At 34.7% G+C, this 25,337-nt stretch carries 23 protein-coding genes; 20 read left to right on the top strand and 3 right to left on the bottom strand.

Annotated elements, in window-relative coordinates; genetic code table 11:
• The first annotated feature begins 77 nt into the window (after positions 1 to 77).
• The 12 genes from ftsE (at position 78) to ACYSNW_RS00125 (ending at position 11,350) form a co-directional block, all read left to right on the top strand.
• Complete coding sequence (gene ftsE, locus ACYSNW_RS00180) at positions 78 to 764, top strand: cell division ATP-binding protein FtsE (protein WP_461742219.1); 687 nt, start codon at positions 78 to 80, stop codon at positions 762 to 764.
• Positions 757 to 1,641 (top strand): permease-like cell division protein FtsX, encoded by an 885-nt coding sequence (gene ftsX, locus ACYSNW_RS00175; protein ID WP_461742217.1) that lies wholly within the window; start codon positions 757 to 759, stop codon positions 1,639 to 1,641. Before ftsE ends, ftsX begins: the two co-directional genes overlap by 8 nt.
• 198 nt (positions 1,642 to 1,839) lie before the next feature.
• Positions 1,840 to 3,288, top strand: coding sequence for a cardiolipin synthase (cls, locus tag ACYSNW_RS00170; RefSeq protein ID WP_461742215.1), 1,449 nt, complete (start codon positions 1,840 to 1,842; stop codon positions 3,286 to 3,288).
• Between the two features lie 339 nt (positions 3,289 to 3,627).
• A complete protein-coding gene (locus ACYSNW_RS00165; RefSeq protein ID WP_461742213.1) occupies positions 3,628 to 4,482 on the top strand; it encodes a phosphate ABC transporter substrate-binding protein PstS in 855 nt (284 codons plus the stop codon).
• A gap of 169 nt (positions 4,483 to 4,651) precedes the next feature.
• A complete protein-coding gene (pstC, locus tag ACYSNW_RS00160; RefSeq protein WP_461742211.1) occupies positions 4,652 to 5,572 on the top strand; it encodes a phosphate ABC transporter permease subunit PstC in 921 nt (306 codons plus the stop codon).
• Positions 5,572 to 6,456: a phosphate ABC transporter permease PstA gene (gene pstA, locus ACYSNW_RS00155; protein ID WP_461742209.1), complete on the top strand. Its 885-nt coding sequence runs from the start codon at positions 5,572 to 5,574 to the stop codon at positions 6,454 to 6,456. Before pstC ends, pstA begins: the two co-directional genes overlap by 1 nt.
• 16 nt (positions 6,457 to 6,472) lie before the next feature.
• Positions 6,473 to 7,273, top strand: coding sequence for a phosphate ABC transporter ATP-binding protein PstB (gene pstB / locus ACYSNW_RS00150; RefSeq protein WP_461742207.1), 801 nt, complete (start codon positions 6,473 to 6,475; stop codon positions 7,271 to 7,273).
• A 16-nt stretch (positions 7,274 to 7,289) separates the two neighbouring features.
• Complete coding sequence (gene pstB, locus ACYSNW_RS00145; RefSeq protein ID WP_461742205.1) at positions 7,290 to 8,048, top strand: phosphate ABC transporter ATP-binding protein PstB; 759 nt, start codon at positions 7,290 to 7,292, stop codon at positions 8,046 to 8,048.
• 17 nt (positions 8,049 to 8,065) lie between these two features.
• Entirely contained in the window at positions 8,066 to 8,743 is a 678-nt protein-coding gene (gene phoU, locus ACYSNW_RS00140) for a phosphate signaling complex protein PhoU (protein ID WP_461742203.1), read from the top strand.
• Between the two features lie 218 nt (positions 8,744 to 8,961).
• A complete protein-coding gene (gene liaX, locus ACYSNW_RS00135; protein ID WP_461742201.1) occupies positions 8,962 to 10,548 on the top strand; it encodes a daptomycin-sensing surface protein LiaX in 1,587 nt (528 codons plus the stop codon).
• Positions 10,549 to 10,670: 122 nt separating this feature from the next.
• Positions 10,671 to 10,991, top strand: a complete 321-nt coding sequence (locus tag ACYSNW_RS00130; RefSeq protein ID WP_461742199.1) for a PspC domain-containing protein — start codon at positions 10,671 to 10,673, stop codon at positions 10,989 to 10,991.
• Entirely contained in the window at positions 10,991 to 11,350 is a 360-nt protein-coding gene (locus ACYSNW_RS00125; RefSeq protein ID WP_461742198.1) for a phage holin family protein, read from the top strand. Before ACYSNW_RS00130 ends, ACYSNW_RS00125 begins: the two co-directional genes overlap by 1 nt.
• Positions 11,351 to 11,524: 174 nt before the next feature.
• Here the strand turns inward: ACYSNW_RS00125 and ACYSNW_RS00120 are convergent, their stop codons facing one another.
• The gene (locus tag ACYSNW_RS00120; RefSeq protein WP_461742196.1) at positions 11,525 to 12,490 is read right to left on the bottom strand and encodes a GIY-YIG nuclease family protein; all 966 of its coding nucleotides are present in this window, start codon (positions 12,488 to 12,490) and stop codon (positions 11,525 to 11,527) included.
• 323 nt (positions 12,491 to 12,813) lie between these two features.
• On the opposite strand from ACYSNW_RS00120, the gene hprK reads away from it, so the two are divergent.
• The 6 genes from hprK (at position 12,814) to ACYSNW_RS00090 (ending at position 18,365) form a co-directional block, all read left to right on the top strand.
• Positions 12,814 to 13,749 carry an HPr(Ser) kinase/phosphatase gene (gene hprK, locus ACYSNW_RS00115; protein ID WP_461742194.1) on the top strand — a complete coding sequence of 312 codons (936 nt, stop codon included), beginning with the start codon at positions 12,814 to 12,816 and terminating at the stop codon, positions 13,747 to 13,749.
• Between the two features lie 12 nt (positions 13,750 to 13,761).
• Entirely contained in the window at positions 13,762 to 14,583 is an 822-nt protein-coding gene (gene lgt, locus ACYSNW_RS00110; RefSeq protein ID WP_461742192.1) for a prolipoprotein diacylglyceryl transferase, read from the top strand.
• A 487-nt stretch (positions 14,584 to 15,070) separates the two neighbouring features.
• Entirely contained in the window at positions 15,071 to 16,087 is a 1,017-nt protein-coding gene (locus ACYSNW_RS00105; RefSeq protein WP_461742191.1) for an NAD(P)H-dependent glycerol-3-phosphate dehydrogenase, read from the top strand.
• Positions 16,088 to 16,104: 17 nt separating this feature from the next.
• Positions 16,105 to 16,995, top strand: a complete 891-nt coding sequence (gene galU, locus ACYSNW_RS00100; RefSeq protein ID WP_461742190.1) for a UTP--glucose-1-phosphate uridylyltransferase GalU — start codon at positions 16,105 to 16,107, stop codon at positions 16,993 to 16,995.
• A gap of 320 nt (positions 16,996 to 17,315) precedes the next feature.
• The gene (locus ACYSNW_RS00095; protein WP_461742189.1) at positions 17,316 to 17,744 is read left to right on the top strand and encodes a DUF948 domain-containing protein; all 429 of its coding nucleotides are present in this window, start codon (positions 17,316 to 17,318) and stop codon (positions 17,742 to 17,744) included.
• 30 nt (positions 17,745 to 17,774) lie between these two features.
• Positions 17,775 to 18,365: a YtxH domain-containing protein gene (locus ACYSNW_RS00090; RefSeq protein ID WP_461742188.1), complete on the top strand. Its 591-nt coding sequence runs from the start codon at positions 17,775 to 17,777 to the stop codon at positions 18,363 to 18,365.
• A gap of 73 nt (positions 18,366 to 18,438) precedes the next feature.
• Here the strand turns inward: ACYSNW_RS00090 and ACYSNW_RS00085 are convergent, their stop codons facing one another.
• Positions 18,439 to 19,539, bottom strand: a complete 1,101-nt coding sequence (locus tag ACYSNW_RS00085; RefSeq protein WP_461742186.1) for an aminopeptidase P family protein — start codon at positions 19,537 to 19,539, stop codon at positions 18,439 to 18,441.
• A 534-nt stretch (positions 19,540 to 20,073) separates the two neighbouring features.
• Here ACYSNW_RS00085 and ccpA point away from each other — a divergent pair.
• The gene (ccpA, locus tag ACYSNW_RS00080; RefSeq protein ID WP_461742184.1) at positions 20,074 to 21,075 is read left to right on the top strand and encodes a catabolite control protein A; all 1,002 of its coding nucleotides are present in this window, start codon (positions 20,074 to 20,076) and stop codon (positions 21,073 to 21,075) included.
• Between the two features lie 78 nt (positions 21,076 to 21,153).
• On the opposite strand, the gene ACYSNW_RS00075 is transcribed toward ccpA, so the two are convergent.
• On the bottom strand, positions 21,154 to 23,655 hold the full coding sequence (locus ACYSNW_RS00075; RefSeq protein WP_461742182.1) for a transglycosylase domain-containing protein: 2,502 nt from the start codon (positions 23,653 to 23,655) through the stop codon (positions 21,154 to 21,156).
• Positions 23,656 to 23,867: 212 nt separating this feature from the next.
• Here ACYSNW_RS00075 and tyrS point away from each other — a divergent pair, with 212 nt between their 5' ends.
• Complete coding sequence (gene tyrS / locus ACYSNW_RS00070; protein WP_461742181.1) at positions 23,868 to 25,130, top strand: tyrosine--tRNA ligase; 1,263 nt, start codon at positions 23,868 to 23,870, stop codon at positions 25,128 to 25,130.
• The last annotated feature ends 207 nt before the right edge of the window (positions 25,131 to 25,337 follow it).

Genomic DNA, 25,337 nt, shown 5'->3' with positions numbered 1-25,337 from the left:
ACTGCTGCAAGAACACTGAAATAAAGTCATGCTATAATGATTGTTAGTTCAGATAAAAGAGATGGAGAGAATTAGCCATGATTGAAATGAAAGATGTAATGAAAAAATATTCGAATGGAACCACTGCGATTCGAAATATTTCCGTTAAAATAGATCAAGGTGAGTTTGTTTATGTTGTAGGCCCTTCAGGTGCTGGTAAATCAACATTTATCAAATTGATGTATCGAGAAGAAAAAGCCACTAAAGGATATTTAGATGTTGCTGGTCATGATTTAATCAAAATTAAAAATAGCGAAGTTCCTTATTTAAGAAGAGAAATCGGAATAGTTTTCCAGGATTACAAGTTATTGACGAAGAAAACGGTGTATGAAAATGTTGCTTATGCGATGCAAGTTATTGGCCGTAAACCACGCGATGTAAAAAAACGTGTGATGGAAGTCCTTGATTTAGTTGGTTTGAAGCATAAAGTGCGCGTCTTCCCAAGTGAATTGTCTGGGGGAGAACAACAACGAGTTTCTATTGCTCGAGCGATTGTAAACACACCTAAAGTATTGATTGCAGATGAACCTACAGGTAATTTGGATCCTGAAAATTCATGGGAAATCATGAAATTATTGGATAGAATTAATGCACAAGGTACGACTGTTGTAATGGCGACACATAATAGTAATATAGTAAACACAATCCGTCATCGAGTAATCGCGATTGAAAATGGTCGAATTATTCGAGATCAAGCGGAAGGAGAATATGGTTACGATGATTAGATCTTTTTTTTCACACGTATTAGAAAGTATTAAAAGTTTAAAACGTAATGGGTGGATGACTGTTGCTTCTGCCAGTGCTGTAACAATCACTTTAGTATTAGTAGGAATTTTCATGGCTGTTATTTTTAATGCAACAAAATTAGCCAAAGATATTGAAGAAAATGTTATCGTTTCTGTTTTTGTTGATATTAATACCTCGGCAGAAGATATGCAAACTTTGGAAAAAGAATTGAATGAAATTCCTAAAGTAGAGACTATTTCTTATTCAAACAAAGATAAACAATTAAAGAAAATTCAAGAACAAATGGGAGATGCTTGGAATCTTTTTGAAGGTGATAGTAATCCTTTATATGATGTTTATTATGTAAGTGCTAAGGAACCTGCTGATACAAAAGAAATTTCAGAAAAAGCCGCGGAGTTACCAAATGTTTTTAAAGCAGACTACGGTGGCGTTTCATCAGATAAGATTTTTTCAATTGCTGCAACAGTTAGAACTTGGGGACTTGGAGCTGCAGTTTTATTACTATTCGTAGCAGTCTTCTTGATTTCAAATACGATTCGAATTACGATTTTATCTAGACAAAGAGAGATTCAAATCATGCGTTTAGTAGGAGCGAAAAACGGATTTATCCGTTGGCCGTTCTTTATTGAAGGGGCATGGATTGGGTTATTGGGATCCATCATTCCTATTTTGATTTTAACTTTTGGTTATCAACAATTTTACAGTTTATTTAATCCTCAATTGTTACGATCAAACTATTCATTATTAAAACCTGAGTCATTTGTTTGGCAATTAGATTTAATGATGGTTGCTACAGGAATGGTTATTGGTTCATTAGGTTCAATCATTTCAATGAGACGTTTCTTAAAAATCTAATGCAACAAAGATTTTTACTTAATACTAATGAACAAGCAATCAACGTTTAAAAATAGTTAATTTAACTACTAAATGGTTAGAACAAGCCAGCCCTTTTGGTTTTGTTCTAACCATTTTTACTTTACATCGCTTCTGAAGTCCGTTAAGCTTTAGTTGGAAGATAAATGGGTAGTGGAATGGTTAATTGGGGTGGGAAAAATGAAATTTTTGTACGATAATTTTTTTGTTAGTATATTTATTGCGAATATGCTTTTATCAATGATCATTGTTTTCAGGGAACGAAAACAAACAGCTCAAACTTGGTCATGGCTATTAGTTTTAATGTTTATCCCTGTTTTAGGGTTCATCTTATATATTTTTCTTGGACGAGGAATTTCAAAAGATAAAATTTTCGATATGAAAATGCAAGCAAAAATGGGAATGAATGCGGAAATAGAAAAAGAACGACAATCGCTTTTAAGAGGCCTATTTCCTCATCCGCCTACTGGGCAGGTTGATCCAAAGCAGCTTATTTATATGTTAACGGTTTTTGAAAGTTCACTATATACAACGAATAATGAAGTGGTGCTTTTTACAGATGGTAGAGAAAAATTTAACGCATTAATCAACGATATACGTAAGGCTAAACATCATATTCATATGGAATATTACATTTATCGTGGGGATTCTTTAGGAAAAGAGATACGAACCGAATTAACAGCCGCTGCTAAACGTGGCGTAAAAGTTCGGTTATTGTTGGATGCATGGGGTTCTACGCAAGTTAATATGAAATTTTTTGCAAGTTTAAAACAATTTGGAGGAGAAGTGTCTTTCTTCTTCCCGTTATTTGTTCCATATTTAAATCCTCGGATTAATTATCGAAATCATCGTAAAATAGTTGTTATTGATGGTCAAATTGGTTACACAGGTGGATTTAATGTCGGGGATGAATACTTAGGGTCTGTGAAAAAATTTGGTTATTGGCGGGATAATCATATTCGCATTATGGGGGATGCTGTTTATAGTTTGCAAAATCGCTTTTTAATGGATTGGAATTCACAACACAAACAAGAACTCGGTCATGATTCAGCCTTTTTCCCTAAGATTCATTCACAAGGCAATAAAGCGATTCAAGTTGTAACAAGTGGGCCAGACTCAGAACATGAGCAAATTAAAATGACCTATTTGAAAATGATTGGGATTGCCAAAAGAGAGATTCTGATTCAAACCCCGTATTATATTCCTGATGCTTCGATTCATGAAGCAATCAAGTTGGCTTTACTTTCAGGAATTAAAGTGCGAATTCAAATTCCCAATAAACCAGATCATATGTTGGTTTATTGGGCAACCTATTCATTTGCGGCGGAGCTATTAGAATATGGAGCGATTATTGAAACATATGAAAAAGGCTTTATTCACGCGAAAACAATGATTATTGATAGTGGCATTGTTTCTGTTGGATCTGCGAATATCGACATGCGATCTTTTCAACTTGATTTTGAAGTAAATACAATTATTTATGATGATAAATGCGCTTATGAAGTAAGAGAAGCCTTTTATAAGGATTCTGAGGTTTCAGAATTGTTAACGGAAGAAAAGTATCAAAATCGTGGACTGATTATTAAATTGAAAGAAGGATTAGCTCGATTGATTTCGCCGCTATTATGAGAAACTCTTATTAGGAATTATATTGAAAATAATCTGTATCATCATTTTCTAACATCGTTTGAGCATAATTCATATTTTAGTTAATAAATATATGAGAAAGTTGTTATTGTTTTGAATTCAAAAAATAGTTGAATAAATTAAAAATAGTTAATTTTTTATCGAAGTCGTATAATCAAATTTCCCTGATTATACGACTTTTTATTTTGCGTTAACATTTTTTTAGTCATCTGTTGTTATTTTATGCTGAAAAAAGGATTTTTGATAAACTTATAATTTTCAACGTCGAAGGATAATGTTAAAATAAATTGATTGAATTGAATTTGGAGGTTTTGTAGATAAATGAAAAAAAAGATGCTCTTATTTTTTAGTCTAATAATGGTGATGGGACTTTCCGGCTGTGCTAAGTGGATTGATCGTGGCGAATCGATTACGGCAGTGGGTTCATCGGCCTTACAACCACTGGTGGAGACTGCCAGTGAAGAATACCAAAGTTTGCATCCCGGCCGTTTTATTAATGTACAAGGTGGCGGAAGTGGGACAGGGCTAAGTCAAGTCCAGTCTGGTGCAGTAAACATCGGGAATTCTGATGTGTTTGCAGAAGAAAAAAATGGGATTGATGCAGCTAAGCTTGTGGATCATAAAGTTGCTGTAGTTGGGATTACTCCAATCGTTAATAAAGGCGTAGGCGTAACGGATATTTCCTTAGAAAATCTAAGAAAAATCTTTTTAGGCGAAATTACGAACTGGAAAGAAGTCGGCGGAAATGATGTAGAGATTGTTCTTTTAAACCGTGCGACAGGAAGCGGAACAAGGGCAACTTTTGAAAAATGGGTATTAGATGGTAAAACAGCAATTCGTGCCCAAGAACAAGATTCAAGCGGTATGGTTCGCTCAATTGTTGCGGATACACCAGGAGCTATCAGTTATACAGCTTTTTCATATGTTAGTGAGGACGTTGATACGCTTAGTATTGATGGCGTTAAACCGACAGATGAGAATGTGATTGATAACAAGTGGGATATTTGGTCTTATGAACATATGTATACTTTAGGAGAACCTGAAGAATTAACAAAAGAGTTTTTAGATTTTATGTTGTCTGATGATGTTCAAGAAAAAATCGTTGGAGAATTAGGTTATATCCCTATCTTGAAAATGAAAGTTGAACGTGATTGGGAAGGAAATATTATCAAATAACGGACCTTTACACAAAATTTACAAACTTAACACAAGCTTTACATGTTATTAAACGTAAATTGATGTTAAAAAGTTAGACTTATTTTTATGAGGATTTAAATAAAAATTGAATGAGATAAAAATAACCGAAACTAGTTTATCGTTTTTCTTATAAGAGGAGGAGTATTTTTTGGAAGACATACAAAAACAATTAGTAACAAAATCAAAGCGCGCAAAAATAGAGCAGCGTGGAAAAGCTATTAGTTTTCTATGTATTGCTTTGATTGTTTTAGTTGTATTATCAATCTTCTATTTTGTTGCAAGTAAAGGATTGGCAACTTTTTTTACCAATAAAATTAGCTTTAAAGATTTTTTATTTGGAACGAATTGGAACCCTAGCGAAATGGGTGCCGATGGAAAACCAATGGTCGGGGCATTACCGATGATAGCTGGTTCTTTCATTGTTACTTTTTTATCTGCAATTGTAGCAACACCTTTTGCAATTGGTGCGGCTGTTTTTATGACCGAAATTTCTCCCAAAAAAGGGTCAAAAATTCTACAGCCAGTTATTGAGTTACTTGTCGGGATTCCTTCCGTAGTTTATGGTTTTATTGGATTATCTGTTATTGTTCCGTTTATCCGTTCTATTTTTGGCGGTACAGGATTCGGGATTTTAGCTGGGACTTTTGTTTTGTTTGTTATGATTTTGCCAACTGTCACAACGATGACAGTGGATGCGTTAAAATCAGTCCCTAGACATTACCGTGAAGCCTCTTTAGCTTTAGGTGCAACGAGATGGCAAACGATATATAAAGTAGTATTACGAGCAGCAGTTCCGGGAATTTTAACCGCTGTTGTTTTTGGAATGGCTCGTGCATTTGGTGAAGCATTAGCGATTCAAATGGTTATTGGGAATGCAGCAATTATGCCTTCAAGTTTGACAACGCCAGCTTCAACACTAACAAGTATTTTAACCATGGGAATTGGAAATACGATTATGGGAACAGTTGAAAACAATGTTCTTTGGTCACTAGCATTGATTCTATTAGTGATGTCATTATTCTTTAACATTGTAATCCGTATCATTGGTAAAAAAGGAGTGCTGAAATAATGAATGCAAAGAAAATAGATAAAATTGCAACAGGAGTCCTCTATTTTATTGCTGGAATCATCGTTATGATTTTAGCGGCCCTTTTACTATATATTTTAGTTCGTGGGATTCCACATATCTCTTGGGAATTTTTGACTCAACCATCTAAAGCATATCAAGAAGGTGGCGGAATTGGGATTCAACTTTTCAACTCGATTTATTTATTGTTTATTACTATGCTAATTAGTTTTCCTATTTCTTTAGGAGCAGGAATCTATTTATCCGAATATGCAAAAAAGAATTGGGTCACAGATGTGATTCGTACGTCGATTGAGATTTTAAGTTCTTTACCTTCAGTCGTTGTTGGTCTTTTTGGTTTTCTAGTATTTGTTGTTCAAATCGGATACGGTTTTTCGATTCTTTCTGGAGCATTGGCTTTAACCTTTTTCAATTTACCTTTATTGACAAGAAATGTAGAAGAATCCTTAAAGGCTGTTCATTATACACAACGAGAAGCGGGGCTAGCTTTAGGTTTGTCGCGTTGGGAAACAGTGACAAAGGTTGTTGTACCAGAAGCCTTGCCAGGGATTCTAACGGGGGTTATTTTAAGTTCTGGTCGTATCTTTGGTGAAGCGGCTGCGTTAATCTATACAGCTGGTCAAAGTGCACCAGCTTTAGACTTTACGAATTGGAATCCGTTGAGTGTTTCCAGTCCAATCAGTATTTTTAGACAAGCAGAAACATTAGCTGTTCATATTTGGAAAATCAATACAGAAGGCACGATGCCTGATGGTGCGGCTGTCTCTGCCGGAGCATCTGCAGTGTTGATTTTAGTGGTACTATTATTTAATTTTGGTGCGCGATTCATTGGAACAAAATTGCATAAAAAGATGACATCAGCCTAATGTTAGGAGAATTAGCATGAAAGAGTATAATCTATCTGAAACCAATATCATTACGTTAAACGAACCCGTGGCGCTTCATACTGAAGATTTACATGTTTGGTATGGTGAAAACGAAGCAATCAAAGGAGTCGATTTACAATTTGAAAAAAATAAAATTACAGCCCTGATTGGTCCTTCTGGTTGTGGAAAATCAACCTATTTACGTTCACTGAATCGTATGAATGACGGAATCGCAAATACCAAAATAACTGGAAAAATTATTTACAAAGATGTTGACGTGAACACAAAGGAAGTTGATGTGTATGAAATGCGTAAACGAATTGGAATGGTTTTTCAACGTCCAAATCCGTTCAGTAAATCTATTTATGAAAATATAACTTTTGCATTGAAACAACATGGCTTAAAAGATCCAAAACAATTAGATGAGATTGTTGAAACTAGCCTCAAACAAGCGGCTCTTTGGGATCAAGTCAAAGATAATCTACAAAAAAGTGCCTTAGCATTATCAGGGGGACAACAACAACGGTTGTGTATTGCTAGAGCAATCGCCATGAAACCTGATATTTTATTACTAGATGAGCCAGCAAGTGCGCTAGATCCAATTTCGACAGGAAAAGTAGAAGAAACGTTGGTTAACTTAAAAGACGATTATACCATCGTAATCGTGACCCATAATATGCAACAAGCGGCACGGATTAGTGACTATACTGCATTTTTCTATCTTGGTAAAGTGATTGAATACGATCACACAAGAAAAATCTTTACACGACCAAAAATTCAAGCGACAGAAGATTACGTTTCTGGTCATTTTGGATAGGAGGGATAAGGCTAACATGTCAAATACAATTATTTCGTCAAAAGACTTACATTTATATTATGGTAAAAAAGAAGCATTAAAAGGCATCGACCTTGAAATCAGTCAAGGAGAAATCACGGCAATGATTGGTCCCTCTGGCTGTGGAAAATCAACTTATCTGCGCTCGTTAAACCGTATGAACGATTTGATTCCAGGAGTGACGATTACAGGTAGTGTGATGTATAAAAAAAGAGATATTTATGGACCTAAAACGGATACTGTAGAGCTTCGTAAAGAAATCGGGATGGTTTTCCAACAACCCAATCCTTTTCCTTTTTCAGTGTATGAAAATGTGATTTATGGTCTTCGCTTAAAAGGCGAGAAGAATAAACAAGTTCTAGATGAAGCGGTTGAGTCGAGTTTGAAAGCTGCGGCAGTTTGGGACGATGTTAAAGATAAGCTCCATAAAAGTGCCTTATCATTATCAGGCGGTCAACAACAACGCGTTTGTATTGCTCGTGTCTTAGCTGTTGATCCTGAGATTATTTTGTTGGATGAACCGACGAGTGCTTTAGATCCAGTATCAAGCGGGAAAATTGAAAATATGCTTTTGACATTAAAAGAAAAGTATACGATGATTATGGTGACGCATAATATGTCTCAGGCTTCACGGATATCAGATAAGACAGCCTTCTTTTTACAAGGAGAGTTGATTGAGTTTAATGATACGAAAAAAATATTTTTAAATCCAAAAGAACAACAAACTGAAGATTATATTTCAGGAAAATTTGGATAAAAAAGGAGGAAGATTATATGCTACGTAGTCAATTTGAAGAAGAACTATTAAATCTACACAATCAATTTTACGAAATGGGTATGATGGTTAGTAGTGCATTACATAAATCAGTGCGCGCCTATATCGATCATGATAAAAAAATTGCCAATGAAGTGATTGAATCAGACGTCGAAATTAATAATATGGAAGTTAAGCTAGAGAAAAAAAGTTTTGAAATGATTGCTTTGCAACAACCTGTTACGACTGATTTACGAATGATTATTACGGTAATGAAAGCTAGTTCTGATTTGGAAAGAATGGCAGACCATGCAGTATCTATTGCTAAATCTACTATTCGATTAAAAGGAGAAACTAGAATTCCTGAAATTGAAAAAGATATTTCTGATATGTCAGATTATGTAAAAAAAATGGTGGATAATGTTTTGGTTGCTTACATCAAGACGGATGAAAAAGATGCACGTTTGATTGCGAAAATGGATGATCATGTCAACGAATATTTCACTAACATTTATAATGATGCAATTAAATATATGCAAAATAATCCTGAAACGGTTATTAGTGGAACTGATTACTTGCATGTTGCGACATTTTTGGAGCGAATTGGTGATTACGTAACCAATATTTGTGAATGGATTGTTTATCTTGCAACAGGAAAAATTACTGAGCTAAATACGAATCATGATGAAGTTTTGTAAAAGTAAATTAATTTTAGATAGACGAAAAATCATTTGAACTATAGAAAAAACACGGAAATCATCTGATTTCTGTGTTTTTTCTATAATTTATCGACTTGTACCGAAGTACAAGGAAAAATTCATTCTTAAGTCCTATGACAAAAGAATAAAAAAAAGGCATAATAAGCATATAAGGAAAACACCTTCGGGTGAAAAAATTTGCTAAGGAGGCAATTTCCATGAAAGAAAGAGAACGAGTATTAGACTTAGTGAAAAAAGGAATTCTGTCGTCAGAAGAAGCATTAGTATTATTAGAAAATATGGCTACAGAAAAAGATGAACAACAAATTGAAAAAGCTGCTAATAAAGTGAACACAACTACTGACACTAAAGAAAATGATAGAGTTGCAGATTTATTGAATAATTTGGAAAACGATGAAGAAAAAGTCGATCCTGAAGTGACAGATGAAGATGTAAAAGATAAAGAAAAAGAAGATTTAGCCCGTTTGGAAAAAATTTTAGATGATTTGGCAACACAAGCGAATCACGCTTCAGCTGAATTAGATGAAGTGAATGTTGAAATCGATGGTCTTAAAGACGAATTGAGAGTAGCTCAAGAAAGATTAATGGAGCTGAACACTAAAGAAGAATTAAGTGAACTTTCAGAAGAAGAATTACATGAAAGAACCGATTTAGAGGCTGAAATCAAAGCCCTTGAAGATTCATTAGATAATCGAAACCAAGAAAAAGTCGCTTTAGAAGCGGAATTGAAAAATATCCGTAAAGAACAGTGGTCTGGAAAGAAAGAAAAAGTCGCTTCTTCCTTTGATATCCCAGATGATTGGAAAGAACAAGCAACAGATACAATCAATCAAGTCGGCGAAAAAATGAGTGAAGCTGGTTCGCAATTAGGTTCATTCTTGAAGAAAACATTCTCTACGTTCTCAGAAACAATGAATGAAAATATGGAATGGAAAGATGTTAGTTTCAGAGTTCCAGGAATTGCGACAACTAAATTCGATCATGAATTTAATTATCCATCACCAAAAGCTAGTTTGATTGATGTGAAAGTTGCAAACGGAAATATTGTTTTTAAATCTTGGGACAAAGAAGATGTTAAAGTTGAAGGTAAAATTAAATTATATGGCAAAATGGATGAAGCAACACCACTTGAATCATTTTTGGAAAGAAGCCATATTGATGTAGATGATGAAACTATTTCATTCCAAATTCCAAACAAACGTGTTCGCGCAGATCTAGTCTTTTATTTACCAGCACGGATGTATGATCATGTTTCAATCAAATTATTGAATGGAAATGTGACAATCGAATCTTTACAAGCGAAAGATGTTTATGTGAAATCAACGAATGGTACGATTGTTGTTGACTCAATTCATGCGACCATGCTTGAAATTGAAGGCGTCAATGGTGATATTAAAGTCGTTGATGGTGAGATTTTAGATAATATTATTGAAACTGTAAACGGAACAGTAACTGTGACAGCAACTCCACAAAATATTGGTGTTTCATTGATTAATGGAGATGTAAGAATTTCAGCAAAAGAAACTGTATTACAAAAAATTGATGCAAGTTCTGTCAATGGAAATGTAAAAATTGCTGTGCCAACTGCACTTGGATTAGAAGGAACAGTAAAAACAAGCCTTGGCAGTATCAATAGCCGTTTAAATGATTATGAAGTAGTGCGTGAAAAGAAAGAACGTACGAACCAATTATTACAATTCAGACGTGTAAATGAAGAAAAAATGGCACAAATCAATGCTTCTACAACAACAGGAAATATTTATCTGAAAGATACAGATAAATAAGTATTTAGAGGCTTGGAAATACTCATCTAGCCTGTTGGAATGAGCAGGCTGATGAGCTAAAAAACTAAAAAGTTGTAAATTGAATAAAAATCTTTATACTTTAAAGATGAGAGGTGAGCGAAATGAAAAGAAAATTAACAAAATCTCCAAATAATGTAGTTTTAACAGGAACGCTTGGGGGAATAGCAGAATGGATTGGAATCGATCCAACTATCGTGCGGGTGATTTATGTCATTGCATCGTTTGGTCTACTTGGCAGCCCAGTCCTTTTATACATTTTATTAGCTGTATTGATTCCTTCAGGAAAACATAGAAATCGTGATTATTATGGAAATAATAGTTCTTACAATAGAAATTCAAACAGAACGAATCCATATGCACAAAATACTAAAAAAAGAAAAGAAGCTGAAAAAGTTAATGATGATGATTGGAGTGACTTTTAATGACCTATTTCCAAAGATTGGTCGTTAATACGCTAACTTTTGTCTCACTATCTGTGATGTTTCCCAATATGATTTTTGTCAGAAGTATTTGGATGGCAGTTATTGCAGCGTTTGTACTATCTATCTTAAATATGTTAGTAAAACCAGTACTTTCGCTATTATCACTGCCATTAACTTTTCTGACATTTGGATTATTTAGTTTTGTTGTAAATGCTGCGATTCTTCGAATGACATCATTTTTTGTTGGCGATGCTAACTTCGGCTTTTCTAGTTTTGGTGCAGCAATTCTAATGGCTGTGGTCATGTCAATTGTTAATGCGATTGTCAGTGATCATAATATGGATAAATATGCTAGATAAAAAACGGTTGTGATAAAAGACAGTTTAGAGCAAGTACTTAAAAAAATTTTTAAGAAAGTGTTTGGACATCTACTTTTTCACACCGTTTTATTCGGCTTTTAGCTGAGACTCACTGAAATCATTTTGGATTTTATTGTGAGTCTTATTTTTTATAAATTTTTTTTAAAAGCAACTTCAAAAGGGTGAAGCAACACTTACAAGATGATATTCTGGTTGTCGGGCAATGAAATTATTGAAAATATGCATAAAGTCGATTTGATCCTTAGCGAAAAAATTGATTTGAACTGGCTTTTCTTTTGGTGCGATTTTTACTGCCAGTTCGTCCAAAGAATAATTGCGAAACGTTCTTTTAGAGTAAATTTTTCGAGAAACGACTAAGCCTTGAAAGAGTAAATAGCAAATTACTTTATCCTTAAAAAAACACCAACAAATTTGCCAAGAAGTTTTGAGTGCCGTCGTTGTTTTTTGTAGTTTTGAGAAAAAACGAGTTATAAATTGCCAGTCGTCTCTTAGTAGAATGGCTTTTTCATATAAATAATTTTCAGCAGTTTCTTGCATATTTTGTTCAATTCGTTCTTGAATGATTGAAGAACACCCATTAAATGTATCAAGTAACTCGGTTGTGATTTGTTTGTTAGAAAGAGCTGGAACTTTGTATGGAATAATGGATTGTTGCCAAGTGTTTTTTTGATTTAGTCCATAAACAGACTGGATAATCCATTTAACTTTTTTTAATTGATAGCGTGTTGGAAAAGGACCGAAACAAGCTTGTTCTGTTGGCGTAGAACGTATAAAAATTTGTGGTTTTTCTTGTTTTATGTTAACTTCCAAATAGTGGTATCGTTCAAAATGATTCATTTGCCGATTATAAATAGGGCGATGCTTTTGGATTTCTTGACATTCTAATAATAGTGCATCTAATTCAGTATCCGTTGTTATGATACTAAAATCATGAATTTGCTGTACCATTCGTTTTGTTTTATTTGAATGTTGCTTATTTTGCATAAAATAACTTTTCACACGTTCTTTCAGCTTATTTGCTTTACCAATATAAATAATGTGATCTTTTTTATCTTTCATAAAATAAATACCAGGAGAGGCAGGGAGATTGGTTGCTTTTTGTTTTAGATAATCAATCATGCCTTCATCTCCTTAGTATGGAATAGCGTTGCTTTAAAATTAGTATACGAATGTAACTAAAAAAGTCAATTAGAATGACGGTGCATAAACTAATTTTTCTTATAATCTATGACCATAGCTTCGTCTATTTTTAGCATACCATAAAAAGGCGAGTGATTTTAGTTTTGTTGGAATAGTAGAACTATTTTGAGAAATCGACTCAAGAAATAGGCTATAAATTATTTAAATAGTGTAAATTTCACTACATTTTTATGAATAGGTAGAAACTTAGGAGCTGAAATGATAAAATAAAACGAGTACTGGAAAGGAATGGGAGATCATTTATGGAAGAGGTTGTTAAGATTCATCAATTAGTCAAGAAGCTTTCTTTAGAAGTTGTTTATGGAAATGAAGAGAGTTTAAATAGAGTCATTCAAACGAGTGATATTTCTCGTCCAGGTTTGGAATTGACAGGTTATTTTAATTATTATTCTCATGATCGCTTACAGTTGTTTGGCAGTAAAGAAATCACCTTTGCGCAACGAATGATACCTGAAGAAAGATTACTAGTGATGAGACGTTTGTGTGAAAAAGATACGCCAGCTTTTATTGTTTCAAGAGGACTTGAAGTTCCAGAGGAAATGCTTCAAGCGGCAAAAGAAGCGGGAGTTTCTATTTTACGCTCACCAATAACGACTTCAAGACTATCTGGTGAAATTTCAAGCTATCTTGATGGTCGTTTAGCGACAAGAACGAGTGTCCATGGTGTTTTGGTGGATGTATATGGTTTAGGTGTACTGATTCAAGGAGATAGCGGTATCGGGAAAAGTGAAACAGCATTAGAATTGATTAAAAGAGGACATCGTTTGATTGCCGACGATCGCGTGGATGTTTATCAACAAGATGAATTAACTGTTGTTGGAGAACCACCAAAAATTTTACAACATTTGATTGAAATTCGAGGAATTGGAATTATTGATGTTATGAATCTATTTGGTGCCAGTGCGGTTCGTGGTTTTATGCAAGTCCAATTAGTCGTTTATCTTGAAGCGTGGGCAAAAAATAAAAAATATGATCGTTTAGGTTCTGACGATACGATGGTGGAAATTGCGAATGTTGATGTGCCACAAATCAAAATTCCAGTTAAAACAGGGCGAAATGTAGCCATCATCATTGAAGTTGCTGCTATGAACTTTAGAGCGAAAACTATGGGGTATGATGCGACAAAAGCATTTGAAGATCGATTATCTCAATTAATTGAAGAAAATTCAGGAATGTAAGGAGCAAATTGGATGTTAGGATTCACTAATCCAGTGGCGTTCAACTTATTTGGAATTGCCGTATACTGGTATGCGATCATCATTGTTTCAGGAATTATTTTGGCGGTTTGGTTAAGTAGCCGTGAAGCAGTTCGTGTTGGAATGAAAGAGGATGATGTTATTGATTTTATGCTTTGGGGATTGCCCAGTGCAATTATTGGTGCGCGTCTCTATTATGTGATTTTTGAGTGGAAAGATTATATTAATAATCCAATTGAAATCTTTTATACAAGGAATGGCGGTTTAGCTATTTATGGTGGGTTGATTGGTGGCGGAATTGCGTTGTTACTATTTAGTAGACATCGTTTTATCTCACCATGGACTTTCTTAGATATTGCCGCACCAAGCGTTATTATAGCGCAAGCAATAGGGCGCTGGGGTAATTTTATGAATCATGAAGCTTATGGGCCTGACACGACTCGTGGCTTTTTAGAAAGTTTACACTTGCCCAATTTTATTATCGACAATATGTATATTGATGGCATCTATCGCCAACCAACGTTTTTATATGAATCCGCATGGAATGTTTTAGGATTTATTTTATTGCTTTTATTACGAAGAAGAAAGAATTTTCTTAAACAAGGGGAAGTTTTCCTAGGCTATGTTATTTGGTATGCTTTTGGTCGTTTCTTCGTTGAAGGATTGCGGACAGATAGCTTATATCTATTCGGAAATATCCGAGCTTCACAAGTAGTATCATTATTGTTGTTCTTTGGTGCGATTGTAGTGATTGTGATTCGACGCAGAAATAAAAACTTAAAATTTTATGATCGCAGTCATCATAAACAAACGTGAGATGGAGCTGACTTTAAAAGCTTTTTTAGAAGAGGTTGGGACAAAAGCGGTTAGCTCCGAGAACCAAGTAGGTACGATGCATCATCGAATCACTACGTTCTTCGTGGCTTATCGCAATAAGAAGGAATTTCCGAAAATGACAAGAAACACGAAAGGTTTCCTTTCGATGTTGAATGATTCCTACTTGATGTTCTTCAAATTTTGGGTGAATTTCGGCTTATTTTATAAGAAAGTGAGCGATTCACTTTCTTAGTTGGGATTGCCAGTTGTACAACTGGCTAATTGTTTCCGAAGGAGTTACTTTTGTCTCACCTACTATAAGGACAGCTTGGAATCATAAAATTAAAAAAAAATAAAAAATACGTATAGAAACAAGTTGAAATGATTGTATCCTATTGTCGCTTCAATGAGTCAATGGATACAACCATTGCTTGTTTTTTAGAGGTGTATTATTTTATTATACCCTCTTGAAAGGAGTCGTTCACCAATGAAGCAAAAAGTTGCCGTCTTAGGTCCAGGATCTTGGGGTACTGCTTTGGCTCAAGTTTTGTCAGAAAATGGACATGAGGTTCATATCTGGGGAAATAATAAAGCTCAAATTGATGAAATAAACACATACCATACAAACAAAAATTACTTACCTGATTTGGTTCTTCCAGAAACGATAATAGGTGAAAGTTCTTTAGAGAAATGTATTGAAGGCGCAGATGCGGTTTTATTCGTTGTTCCGACGAAAGCAATACGTGCTGTTGCAAAGGAATTTACTGAAAAGTGCCAGAATCAGCCATTGATTATTCATGCCAGTAAAGGATTAGAACAAGGAAGCCATAAAAGAATTTCAGAAGTTCTTTTTGAAGAAATTCCAGCAGAGAAACGTCGTGGAATTGTTGTCTTATCGGGACCAAGTCATGCAGAAGAAGTTGCTGTTCATGATATTACTACGATTACAGCAGCAAGTGAGCTACTTTCTGAAGCAACATACGTTCAAAAACTATTTATGAATGATTACTTTAGAATATATACGAACGATGATGTAATCGGTGTTGAAACTGGTGCAGCATTAAAAAATATTATTGCTTTAGGTGCCGGTGCTATTCACGGGCTGGGCTTTGGTGATAATGCAAAAGCGGCTATTATGACAAGAGGTTTAGCTGAAATTAGTCGTTTAGGTGTTGCTATGGGCGCTAATCCGCTTACGTTTATTGGTTTAAGTGGTGTAGGCGATTTGATTGTTACCTGTACGAGTATTCATTCCAGAAATTGGCGAGCAGGTAATTTATTAGGCAAAGGTCATAGCTTGGACGAAGTTTTAGAAAATATGGGAATGATCGTTGAAGGAGTTTCAACAACCAAAGCGGCTTATGAACTCTCACAACAATTAAATGTGGAAATGCCAATCACTGAAACAATCTATGGCGTATTATACGAAGGACAAGCAATTGAAACTGCAGCGAAAGAAATTATGCTGCGTGATGGAAAAGTAGAAAATGAATTCACAATATAAATCAGGAGGATTATAAAATGAAAGTAAAAAAAGCTGTAATACCAGCAGCAGGTTTAGGAACTAGATTTTTACCAGCAACCAAAGCAATGGCGAAAGAAATGTTACCTATCGTTGATAAACCAACCATTCAATTTATCGTAGAAGAGGCTTTGGCTTCTGGCATCGAGGATATCTTAATCGTAACAGGAAAAGCAAAACGTCCAATTGAAGATCATTTTGATGCTAATTTTGAATTAGAAAGTAATTTAAAAGAAAAAAATAAAACGGACTTGTTAAAATTAGTTGAAGAAACAACCGATGTAAATCTTCACTTTATCCGTCAATCTCATCCGAAGGGATTAGGACATGCTGTTTTACAAGCAAAAGCTTTTGTCGGTAATGAGCCTTTTGTGGTTATGTTAGGCGATGATATCATGGAAGATAAAGTCCCTCTTTCAAAACAATTAATGAACGATTATGAAGCAACACATGCATCAACGATTGCGGTTATGGAAGTTCCGCACGAAGAAACATCAAAATATGGAATTATTAATCCAGAAGCTGAAGTATCAAACGGATTGTATAGTGTAAATAGTTTTGTTGAAAAGCCAAAACCTGAGGAGGCGCCAAGCGATTTAGCGATTATTGGTCGTTACCTTCTGACTCCAGAAATTTTTGATGTGCTTGAAAAACAACAACCAGGTGCAGGAAATGAAATTCAATTAACAGATGCGATTGATACATTAAATAAAACACAACGCGTTTTTGCAAGAGAATTTAAAGGCAAACGTTACGATGTTGGCGATAAATTTGGCTTTATGAAAACAAGTATTGAATATGGTTTAGAACATCCAGAAGTAAAAGAGAATTTAAGAGAATACATTATCGAATTGGGTGCGGAATTATCAAAAGAAGATAAAACCAAATAACTTAAGAAGAACTATTAAGACAACTAAATGTAATTCTTTGTCTTGATAGTTTTTTTTGTTTTTTTAATATATGTATGAGAAAGTAAAAATTCTTTTAATTTATCCTCTAAAAATAAAAAATGATTAAAACATAGTTTGATGGATGTATTATTGAGATGAAATGAAATATATTGACTTTTTAAGGTGGATTTTAGTAAATATTTTTATTTCTCTTGAAATTAATTACTTTTATCTTATTCTTATGATATGGGAATGATTTGAGAAATAACGCAGTTGGTGGTATTCTAAATTTATGATAAAAATTGAAGGAGGAGCTATAAATGACAGGTGGAGGAATTGCAGCTATAATTGCAGCAGTAGCATTTGCTGTTTTAGTAGTATTTATTATCTTACTTATAAACAAAATCACTCAAGTGGTTGAAAAAATCAATACAACAATTGCGGAAACGAATAAAACGATTGAGGTTATTACTTCAGATGTAGATCTTTTATCGCGGCAAGTTGAAGGACTTTTAGAAAAAGGGAACGAGCTTTTAGATGATGTTAATCAAAAAGTAGCGACGATTGATCCATTATTTGAAGCAGTTGCTGACTTGAGTGTGAGTGTTTCTGAATTAAATTTTGCCAGTAAAGATTTGGTAAGTAAAGTGACTTCTGTAGGTAAATCAACAGGGAAGGTTGGCATGGTAGGTAAAGTCGGCAGTGCTGCTTTTCATGCTTTCCGCTCTAAAAATAAAGTAAAAGATTAAAATAAACGAAAGAAACTGGAGGAAAGAACTATGGCGAAAAAAGGTGGATTTTTATTAGGTGCAATTATCGGAGGAACAGCTGCGGCAGTCGCTGCATTATTACTTGCACCAAAATCAGGTGAAGAACTTCGTAAAGACTTAGCAGATCGTAAAGAGGATTTAAAAGATAAAACGTCAGACTATACAGATTATGCGAAACAGAAAAGTTCTGATTTGACGTCTATTGCAAAAGAAACCGTTGATTCATTAAGCGGACAAGCTGCTGATTTAGCAGGGAATGTCAAAGATAAAACAAAAGAATCTTTTGAAAAAGTACAAGGTAATTCTGAACAAGTATTAGAATCTTTAAAAAATCAAACCAGTGACTTATCTAATCGCTTTAAAAAGGCTTCTGCTGATCTGAATGAACAAGCTGCTGAAATGCAAGATATCGCTGAGGAAGCGACTGAAGATATTTATATCGATGTGAAAGACTCGGCAAAGAAAGCAAAAGAAACAGTAAATGAAGGAGTCGAAGAAGCCAAAGAAGCGACTAAAGACGTACCTGAAAAAGCGGCAGAAGCAAAAAGTGATTTGAAAGAAATCGCAAAAGAAACAGCTGAAGATGTAAAACCGAAATAAACTTCTACAAAATAATAAATAGAGGCTGGAACAAACAACGTGATGAATAGTTGTTTGTTCCAGCCTCTATTTGTTAGTTGATGATTAATAAATCTTTTGGTGTTTTGGTAAATAATTCGCACCCATTTTTCGTCACATACAAACAATCTTCAATCCTCACACCTACTTTTTCTGGGATGTAAATTCCAGGTTCGATTGAGAAACACATCCCTTCTTCTATGACTAAATCATTGCCAGAAACTAAAGAAGGGAACTCATGAACCGTTGTACCGATACCATGGCCTAATCGATGATTAAAGTATTCTCCATATCCATAGCTTTCGATAACTTCTCGTGCAACACCGTCTAATTGACTGGCCGTCACTCCTGGTCGAACGGCTTCAATTGCTTTTAATTGAGCTTCAAGAACGATTTGATAGATGTCTTTTTGAAAATCAGTTGGTGTTTTGAAAGCAACTGTTCGAGTCACATCGCTACAATATCCATTCCAAACAACTCCTAAATCAAATAGTACAAGATCTTGTTTTGCTACCGTTGTAGTTCCTGGATGCCCATGCGGACTAGCAGCGTTTTTACCAGTTAAAACGAGTGTATCGAAACTCATTTTACTGACACCTTGTTTTTTGATTTGATACTCGATTTCCGCAAGGATTTCTTGTTCAGTCACGCCTTCTTGGATTGCTCGAAAACCAATTTCTAAAGCGACATCAGCCCATTTTCCAGCATCCATTAGTTTTTCTTTTTCTGCAGAGGTTTTGATTAATTGTAGTCGTTCAATGATTTGAGTTGCATTTGCTGAAAAATCTGCACTAGGAAAATAATGACGTAATTGATCGAAGCGCGCGACAGTTAATGCATCTTTTTCGGTTGCGATACGCTTAAAGTTGTTTAATTCATTTAAGAGATTAGCAATCTTTCCCCAAGGGTTTTCACTATCTAAATAACCATAAACGGGATATGTCCAAGAGCTGTTTTCAGCATCTTCGACTTCAAGTGCAGGAGTAAATAGAAATGGTTCGTTTTCTAAAGGAATAAACAAAGCTAAAACTCGTTCGTGAGGTTCACTTTTATATCCTGAAAAATAAGCGATATGTCCTGGATCACTGATATAAGTCAAATCGATTGCTTCATTTGCCATCCATTTTCTTAATTCATTTATCTTTTCTCGATTCATTAAAATCCTTCTTTCTACTAGTTATAATTAATTGTGTGGGCTAGGAGGTTGGGATAAAAGCGGTTAGCTCCAATAAGTAAGCCGAAATTGTTGTAAAACACAGCAAATGAAATAAGCTGATGTTGCACAATACCTAATCGGTTACCGAAAATTTGAAGAGTACCAAGTAGGAATCATTCAACATCGAAAGAAAAGCTTTCGTGTTTCTTGTCATTTTAGGAAATTCCTTCTTATTGTGATAAATCACGAAGAACGTAGTGATTCGATGATGCATCGTATCTCAGAGATCCCAACCTCAGTGTGTATTCATCCTACATTGATTTGAAGAGGAAAAATATTCGTTCAATAAAGGAATTTCCTTACTTAGTATAATACCACGAAAAGCAATAAAACGCTTTTTGAAATTAAAAATAAATTTTCATGAAAATAAAGGTAAAACGGTTGCAATACGCATAAACTTCTGCTATTCTATGTTGAGAAATGTAAATGAGATTTTCTGAAAATAGAAAAAATAACAATAGTAGGAGAAAAATGATGGAAAAACAAACAATCACCATTTATGATGTTGCTCGTGAAGCGAATGTGTCAATGGCCACAGTCTCTCGAGTTGTCAATGGGAACCCAAATGTGAAACCTGCAACAAGAAAAAAAGTTTTAGAAGTAATTGATCGTTTAGATTATCGTCCTAATGCTGTCGCTAGAGGTTTAGCAAGTAAGAAAACAACAACAGTCGGTGTAATTATTCCAGATGTGAGTAACATCTTTTTTGCTTCCTTAGCACGTGGTATTGATGATGTGGCAACGATGTATAAATATAACATTATCCTAGCCAACTCTGATGGAAACGATCAAAAAGAAGTAAACGTATTAAATAACCTTTTAGCAAAACAAGTGGATGGAATCATCTTTATGGGTCACCATATCACAGATGAAATTCGTGGTGAGTTTTCTCGTTCTAAAACACCAGTTGTATTAGCTGGTTCAATTGATCCTGATGATCAAGTTGGGAGCGTAAATATCGATTATACTGAAGCAACTAAACATGCAACAGATCTATTAGCTAAAAATGGCAATCAAAAAATTGCTTTTGTTAGTGGGGCTTTGATTGATCCTATTAACGGACAAAATCGTATTAAAGGATATAAAGAAGCATTAGCTGATAATGGATTATCATATAACGAAGGCTTGATTTTTGAATCAGAGTATAAATTTAAAGATGGCATCAATTTAGCCGAACGAATCAGAAATAGTGGTGCAACAGCGGCGTATGTTACAGACGATGAATTAGCAATTGGTTTATTAGATGGTATGCTTGATGCAGGCGTTAAAGTACCAGAAGAGTTTGAACTAATTACTAGTAATAATTCATTACTGACAGAGGTAGCTCGTCCACGTTTATCTAGTGTGACTCAACCACTATATGATATCGGTGCCGTAGCTATGCGTTTGTTAACTAAAATGATGAATAAAGAAGATGTGGAAGATAAATCAATTATTTTACCGCATGGAGTTGAAGAAAAAGGCTCGACCAAATAATTTTTACTATAAATTTAAGGGATTGTAGAAATAGTCATCACGGCTATTTCTACAATCCCTATTTTTCTATCATTGATTTTAATTGGATCTATTCTGTTGGATTTCTTGAGTTGGTTCTTTTTCTTCTTCTTTATTCTCATCTTTTTTATCATTTGATCCAGAACCTGATCCAGAGTTTGACCCAGAATTAGAACCTGAGTTCGATCCAGAGCTAGAGCCAGAATTTGATCCAGATCCAGAAGAAGATGGAGTAGAACTCTTTTGCCCTGCATATTTGCCCCAATAAGAGCTATAATTTGCATCTGTACCGCCAATACCAAATTTATACTGACTTTGTGGTGCGCCATTTTTAGCATATAAGGAGACTGTATTATCACCAGAAACTTTATATACACCACCATTATAATTAAAACTACCTGGTTTTTCGCCAGTAAAACTAGAAACTTGAGATTTGATGACGTCATCAGCTAAAGTAAATTTTTGTCCAATTCCGAATAGTTCAGGTTGGGCGTAATAAATAGCATTTGCTAGATTTGCCATATAATTTGCATTTCGATCACCACTATTTTCGCTCATTGCAAATGATTGATCATATCCTGTCCAAGAACTTAATGTGACTGTTGGCGTTGAAACAATTAACCAAGAATCTCTAAAATCATTAGTTGTACCTGTTTTCCCAACCCAGTCAGCTGTTCCTAGCTCAGGGTTGAGCCCTGCTACTGTGGGACCAAACTGTGTCGTTATTTTTGATGTGATAACAGAACGCATTAAATCATTCATTATAGAAGCTGTCGCATTTGAATAAACTTGCACAGGTGCTGCTTTATGTTCATAGATGACCGCACCATTGGAGTCAGTAATCTTATCAATCATATACGCTTCATTGTATTGTCCACCATTGGCTAAAGTTTGAAATGCATTGGTTTGTGTTAATACATCAACTCCAACGGATCCCATTGGTGCAGATTCATAGGTCCATTCATCAGATGCCGGGTAATTCATTTTACTCAAATAGTTATTATACGAGTAATTATCATCACCCATTTCTACTTTCATTGCATTATTTAAATTAAATACAGGAATATTATATGACCACTCAAGAGAAGTACGAACAGTATCAAATGTATTTGTACCTGGATTTGTCGCATTTACCAACGGTTGCCCATCAGATTTGAAGGTAGTTGGATAATTCGCTAAACGGCTTTCTGAACCAATAAATCCTTGATCGATAGCTGGTCCATAAACAGATAATGGTTTAATGGATGAACCGATTTGTCTAGGTAAATGAATATGATTATTTTGACTTTGATTATAGTCACGTCCAGCTACAAAACCAATCACTCTTCCTGTCTTATTGTCCATTAAGACATTTCCGGTTTCAACGGAATCTGTGCTATAACCATCATCTAACAAATAGCCATAATTTGCTACAGCATCTTGCATCGTATTATAGACGTTTTGGTCAATCGTTGAATGGATTGTATAGCCACGATTTTGGATTTCTTTTTTCGCTTGTTCTTGATATTGCTCGATTCCTAATTCATCTAAATCATTTTTTTTGATGCCTGCTTTTTCAATATTTTTATCTGCAATAATCGCTACTGCTTCATCAAGCAGGGTATAGTACAAGAAACCTTCTGTATTTGTATTGGCTTCTTCTTGTGGTAAAAAGTCTTGTTTTAAGTCATAGCTTTTAGCTGCTTCATACTCTTCTTTAGTAATTGCTTTTGCTCGATACATACTGAATAGTACAAAGTCTTTTCGTTTCATTCCAGCTGAAATATCTTCTTTTAGTTCACCTGTATTTGTATAAGGTGAGTAGTAAATTGGACTTTGAGGCAAACCAGCAATAAAAGCGGCTTGTGGTAACGTCAAATCATTGGCTGATTTTCCAAATAGTCCTTTCGCTGCTTCTTCGACTCCAGCGATATTTTCTCCTTTATTGTTACGTCCAAAGGGGGAAACATTTAAATAAGTTGTAACAATCTCATCCTTGGAAAAATACTTTTCGATTCGAAAAGCTAATAATATTTCATTGGCTTTTCGTTTAAAAGTCGTTTCATCGGTTAAGATTTGTTGCTTAACTAATTGTTGGGTTAAGGTTGAACCACCAGAAGTACCACCAATACCTGTTGCATCTGAAATCAATGCTCGAATTACTGCTTTAGGAACGACTCCATTGTGTTCTTCAAAATATTCATCCTCAGTAGAAATAATCGCCGTTTTTAAGAGCGGGGAAATATGATCGCTATTCACACGGGTCCGAATGAGATCTGACTTTATTGTAGCGATTGGTGTACCGTCCGCATACGTCATATGAGAGACTTCAGTGATATCACTGATTTCTTTTTGTAGCTCTTCTTTTGTTGGTGGTTGCGTATCGCCTACTAGAAAGGCGAAATAACCTACTCCGATACCCATACCTAAAGCCCCGCCTAAAAGAATCACGACGACACCAAAGATAAAAAGCGACTGAAATACACGTACAGTTACGTTTAATATTAAAGAAACTTTACTTCGTTTTAATAGACTTTTGTGGGAATGTTGTTTTGTTTTGTTAGGATTATCCTGATTATCCAAAAGCTTCACCTCGATACAAATGATACATTCCGTGATATTATAGCAAAAAAATAGACGAATGAACAGGTGTTCAGCTATTTCTCAGTGTTTTATCAAAAAAAGTTAAAAAAATACGGGATATATTTTTTATTCCCTTTTATTTACCCGCAGAATCAGGTAAGATAAAATATGATAATAAAAATTATGAATGATAAGGTTTGGGAGGAATAAAAATGAGTTCAGACTTTTTTAACGAGCTGAAAGAACGTGGCTTAATTCATCAAGTAACAGATGAAGCTGCTTTGACTAAACAATTAAATGAAGAGTCTGTCAAATTATATATAGGATTTGACCCAACAGCTGATAGTTTACACATTGGACACTTACTGCCAATATTAATGTTACGTCGTTTCCAATTAAATGGACATGTGCCGATTGCACTAGTTGGTGGGGGAACAGGTATGATTGGTGACCCTTCGTTCAAAGACGCAGAACGTAGCTTAAATACATTGGATACAGTTAAAGAGTGGTCATTAAGTATTAAAAATCAATTGTCTCGCTTCATTGATTTTGAAGATCAAACAAATCCAGCAATTCTTGCGAACAACTATGATTGGTTAGGGGAAATTTCTTTAATCGACTTTTTACGTGATGTCGGTAAAAATTTCACAATTAATTATATGATGAGTAAAGAGAGTGTAAAACGTAGAATTGAAACAGGGATTTCTTATACAGAATTTGCTTACCAATTATTACAAGCCTACGACTTTTTAAAATTATACGAAACGCAAGGCTGTTTATTACAATTAGGTGGTAGTGATCAGTGGGGGAATATTACTTCAGGGATTGAATTACTTCGTCGTGAACAAGAAGTTCAAGGATTCGGGTTGACGATGCCATTAATCACAAAAGCTGATGGGACTAAATTCGGGAAAACTGAAGGAAATGCTGTATGGTTAGATGCTGAAAAAACATCACCTTATGAATTTTACCAATTCTGGATTAATACGGATGATCGTGATGCCATTAAATTTTTGAAATATTTTACGTTTCTTTCAGTAGAAGAAATTGCTAAAATCGAACAGGAATTTAATGAAGCACCAGAAAAACGTTTGGCACAAAAAGCTTTAGCTAAAGAAGTGACAAGTTTAGTTCACGGAGCAGAAGCTTATGATCAAGCAGTTCGAATTTCAGAAGCATTGTTTAGCGGAAATATAAAAGGATTAAGTTCAGCAGAAATCATTCAAGGATTTAAAACAGTTCCTTCTTACACTGTTACGGCAGAAGATTCTTTAAATATTGTTAACATTCTGGTTGCTTCAGGAATCGAAGCGTCAAAACGTCAAGCACGTGAAGATATTCAAAATGGTGCGATTTATGTCAATGGTGAACGTTTAGAGGATACAGCGATTGAATTATCCGATGAACATAAAATTGAGGGTCAGTTTACTGTAATTCGTAGAGGCAAGAAGAAATATTTCTTATTAAAATTCTAAAAACAATAAAAACACCAACGGTTGCTGACTTCCCCAAGACTAGGCAGACCGTTAGTGTTTTTTTTAAGATGCACCATTTATGAAATAAGGGTATCACCGTTCAAATGAAATTGCAAAAGTGGTGATTGATTCTGTGGAGTTTCAAATAATCAATAAAAACAATCATTTTTCTTTTAAAAAATAAAAAAAGCACTGAATTTTTTAAGT

The sequence above is a fragment of the Enterococcus sp. LJL99 genome (genome assembly GCF_054871725.1).
The sequence above is the reverse complement of the archived record's forward strand: the minus strand, read 5'-3'. Positions and strand labels throughout refer to the sequence as shown.

Coding starts and splice junctions, on each gene's coding strand:
- ACYSNW_RS00090 (WP_461742188.1), top strand. CDS start 17,775: ATGGCGAAAAAAGGTGGATTTTTATTAGGTGCAATTATCGGAGGAACA.
- ACYSNW_RS00085 (WP_461742186.1), bottom strand. CDS start 19,539: ATGAATCGAGAAAAGATAAATGAATTAAGAAAATGGATGGCAAATGAA.
- phoU (WP_461742203.1), top strand. CDS start 8,066: ATGCTACGTAGTCAATTTGAAGAAGAACTATTAAATCTACACAATCAA.
- lgt (WP_461742192.1), top strand. CDS start 13,762: ATGTTAGGATTCACTAATCCAGTGGCGTTCAACTTATTTGGAATTGCC.
- hprK (WP_461742194.1), top strand. CDS start 12,814: ATGGAAGAGGTTGTTAAGATTCATCAATTAGTCAAGAAGCTTTCTTTA.
- ccpA (WP_461742184.1), top strand. CDS start 20,074: ATGGAAAAACAAACAATCACCATTTATGATGTTGCTCGTGAAGCGAAT.
- pstB (WP_461742207.1), top strand. CDS start 6,473: ATGAAAGAGTATAATCTATCTGAAACCAATATCATTACGTTAAACGAA.
- ACYSNW_RS00165 (WP_461742213.1), top strand. CDS start 3,628: ATGAAAAAAAAGATGCTCTTATTTTTTAGTCTAATAATGGTGATGGGA.
- pstA (WP_461742209.1), top strand. CDS start 5,572: ATGAATGCAAAGAAAATAGATAAAATTGCAACAGGAGTCCTCTATTTT.
- ACYSNW_RS00095 (WP_461742189.1), top strand. CDS start 17,316: ATGACAGGTGGAGGAATTGCAGCTATAATTGCAGCAGTAGCATTTGCT.
- ftsX (WP_461742217.1), top strand. CDS start 757: ATGATTAGATCTTTTTTTTCACACGTATTAGAAAGTATTAAAAGTTTA.
- ftsE (WP_461742219.1), top strand. CDS start 78: ATGATTGAAATGAAAGATGTAATGAAAAAATATTCGAATGGAACCACT.
- ACYSNW_RS00130 (WP_461742199.1), top strand. CDS start 10,671: ATGAAAAGAAAATTAACAAAATCTCCAAATAATGTAGTTTTAACAGGA.
- tyrS (WP_461742181.1), top strand. CDS start 23,868: ATGAGTTCAGACTTTTTTAACGAGCTGAAAGAACGTGGCTTAATTCAT.
- ACYSNW_RS00105 (WP_461742191.1), top strand. CDS start 15,071: ATGAAGCAAAAAGTTGCCGTCTTAGGTCCAGGATCTTGGGGTACTGCT.
- ACYSNW_RS00120 (WP_461742196.1), bottom strand. CDS start 12,490: ATGATTGATTATCTAAAACAAAAAGCAACCAATCTCCCTGCCTCTCCT.
- ACYSNW_RS00125 (WP_461742198.1), top strand. CDS start 10,991: ATGACCTATTTCCAAAGATTGGTCGTTAATACGCTAACTTTTGTCTCA.
- pstB (WP_461742205.1), top strand. CDS start 7,290: ATGTCAAATACAATTATTTCGTCAAAAGACTTACATTTATATTATGGT.
- galU (WP_461742190.1), top strand. CDS start 16,105: ATGAAAGTAAAAAAAGCTGTAATACCAGCAGCAGGTTTAGGAACTAGA.
- cls (WP_461742215.1), top strand. CDS start 1,840: ATGAAATTTTTGTACGATAATTTTTTTGTTAGTATATTTATTGCGAAT.
- liaX (WP_461742201.1), top strand. CDS start 8,962: ATGAAAGAAAGAGAACGAGTATTAGACTTAGTGAAAAAAGGAATTCTG.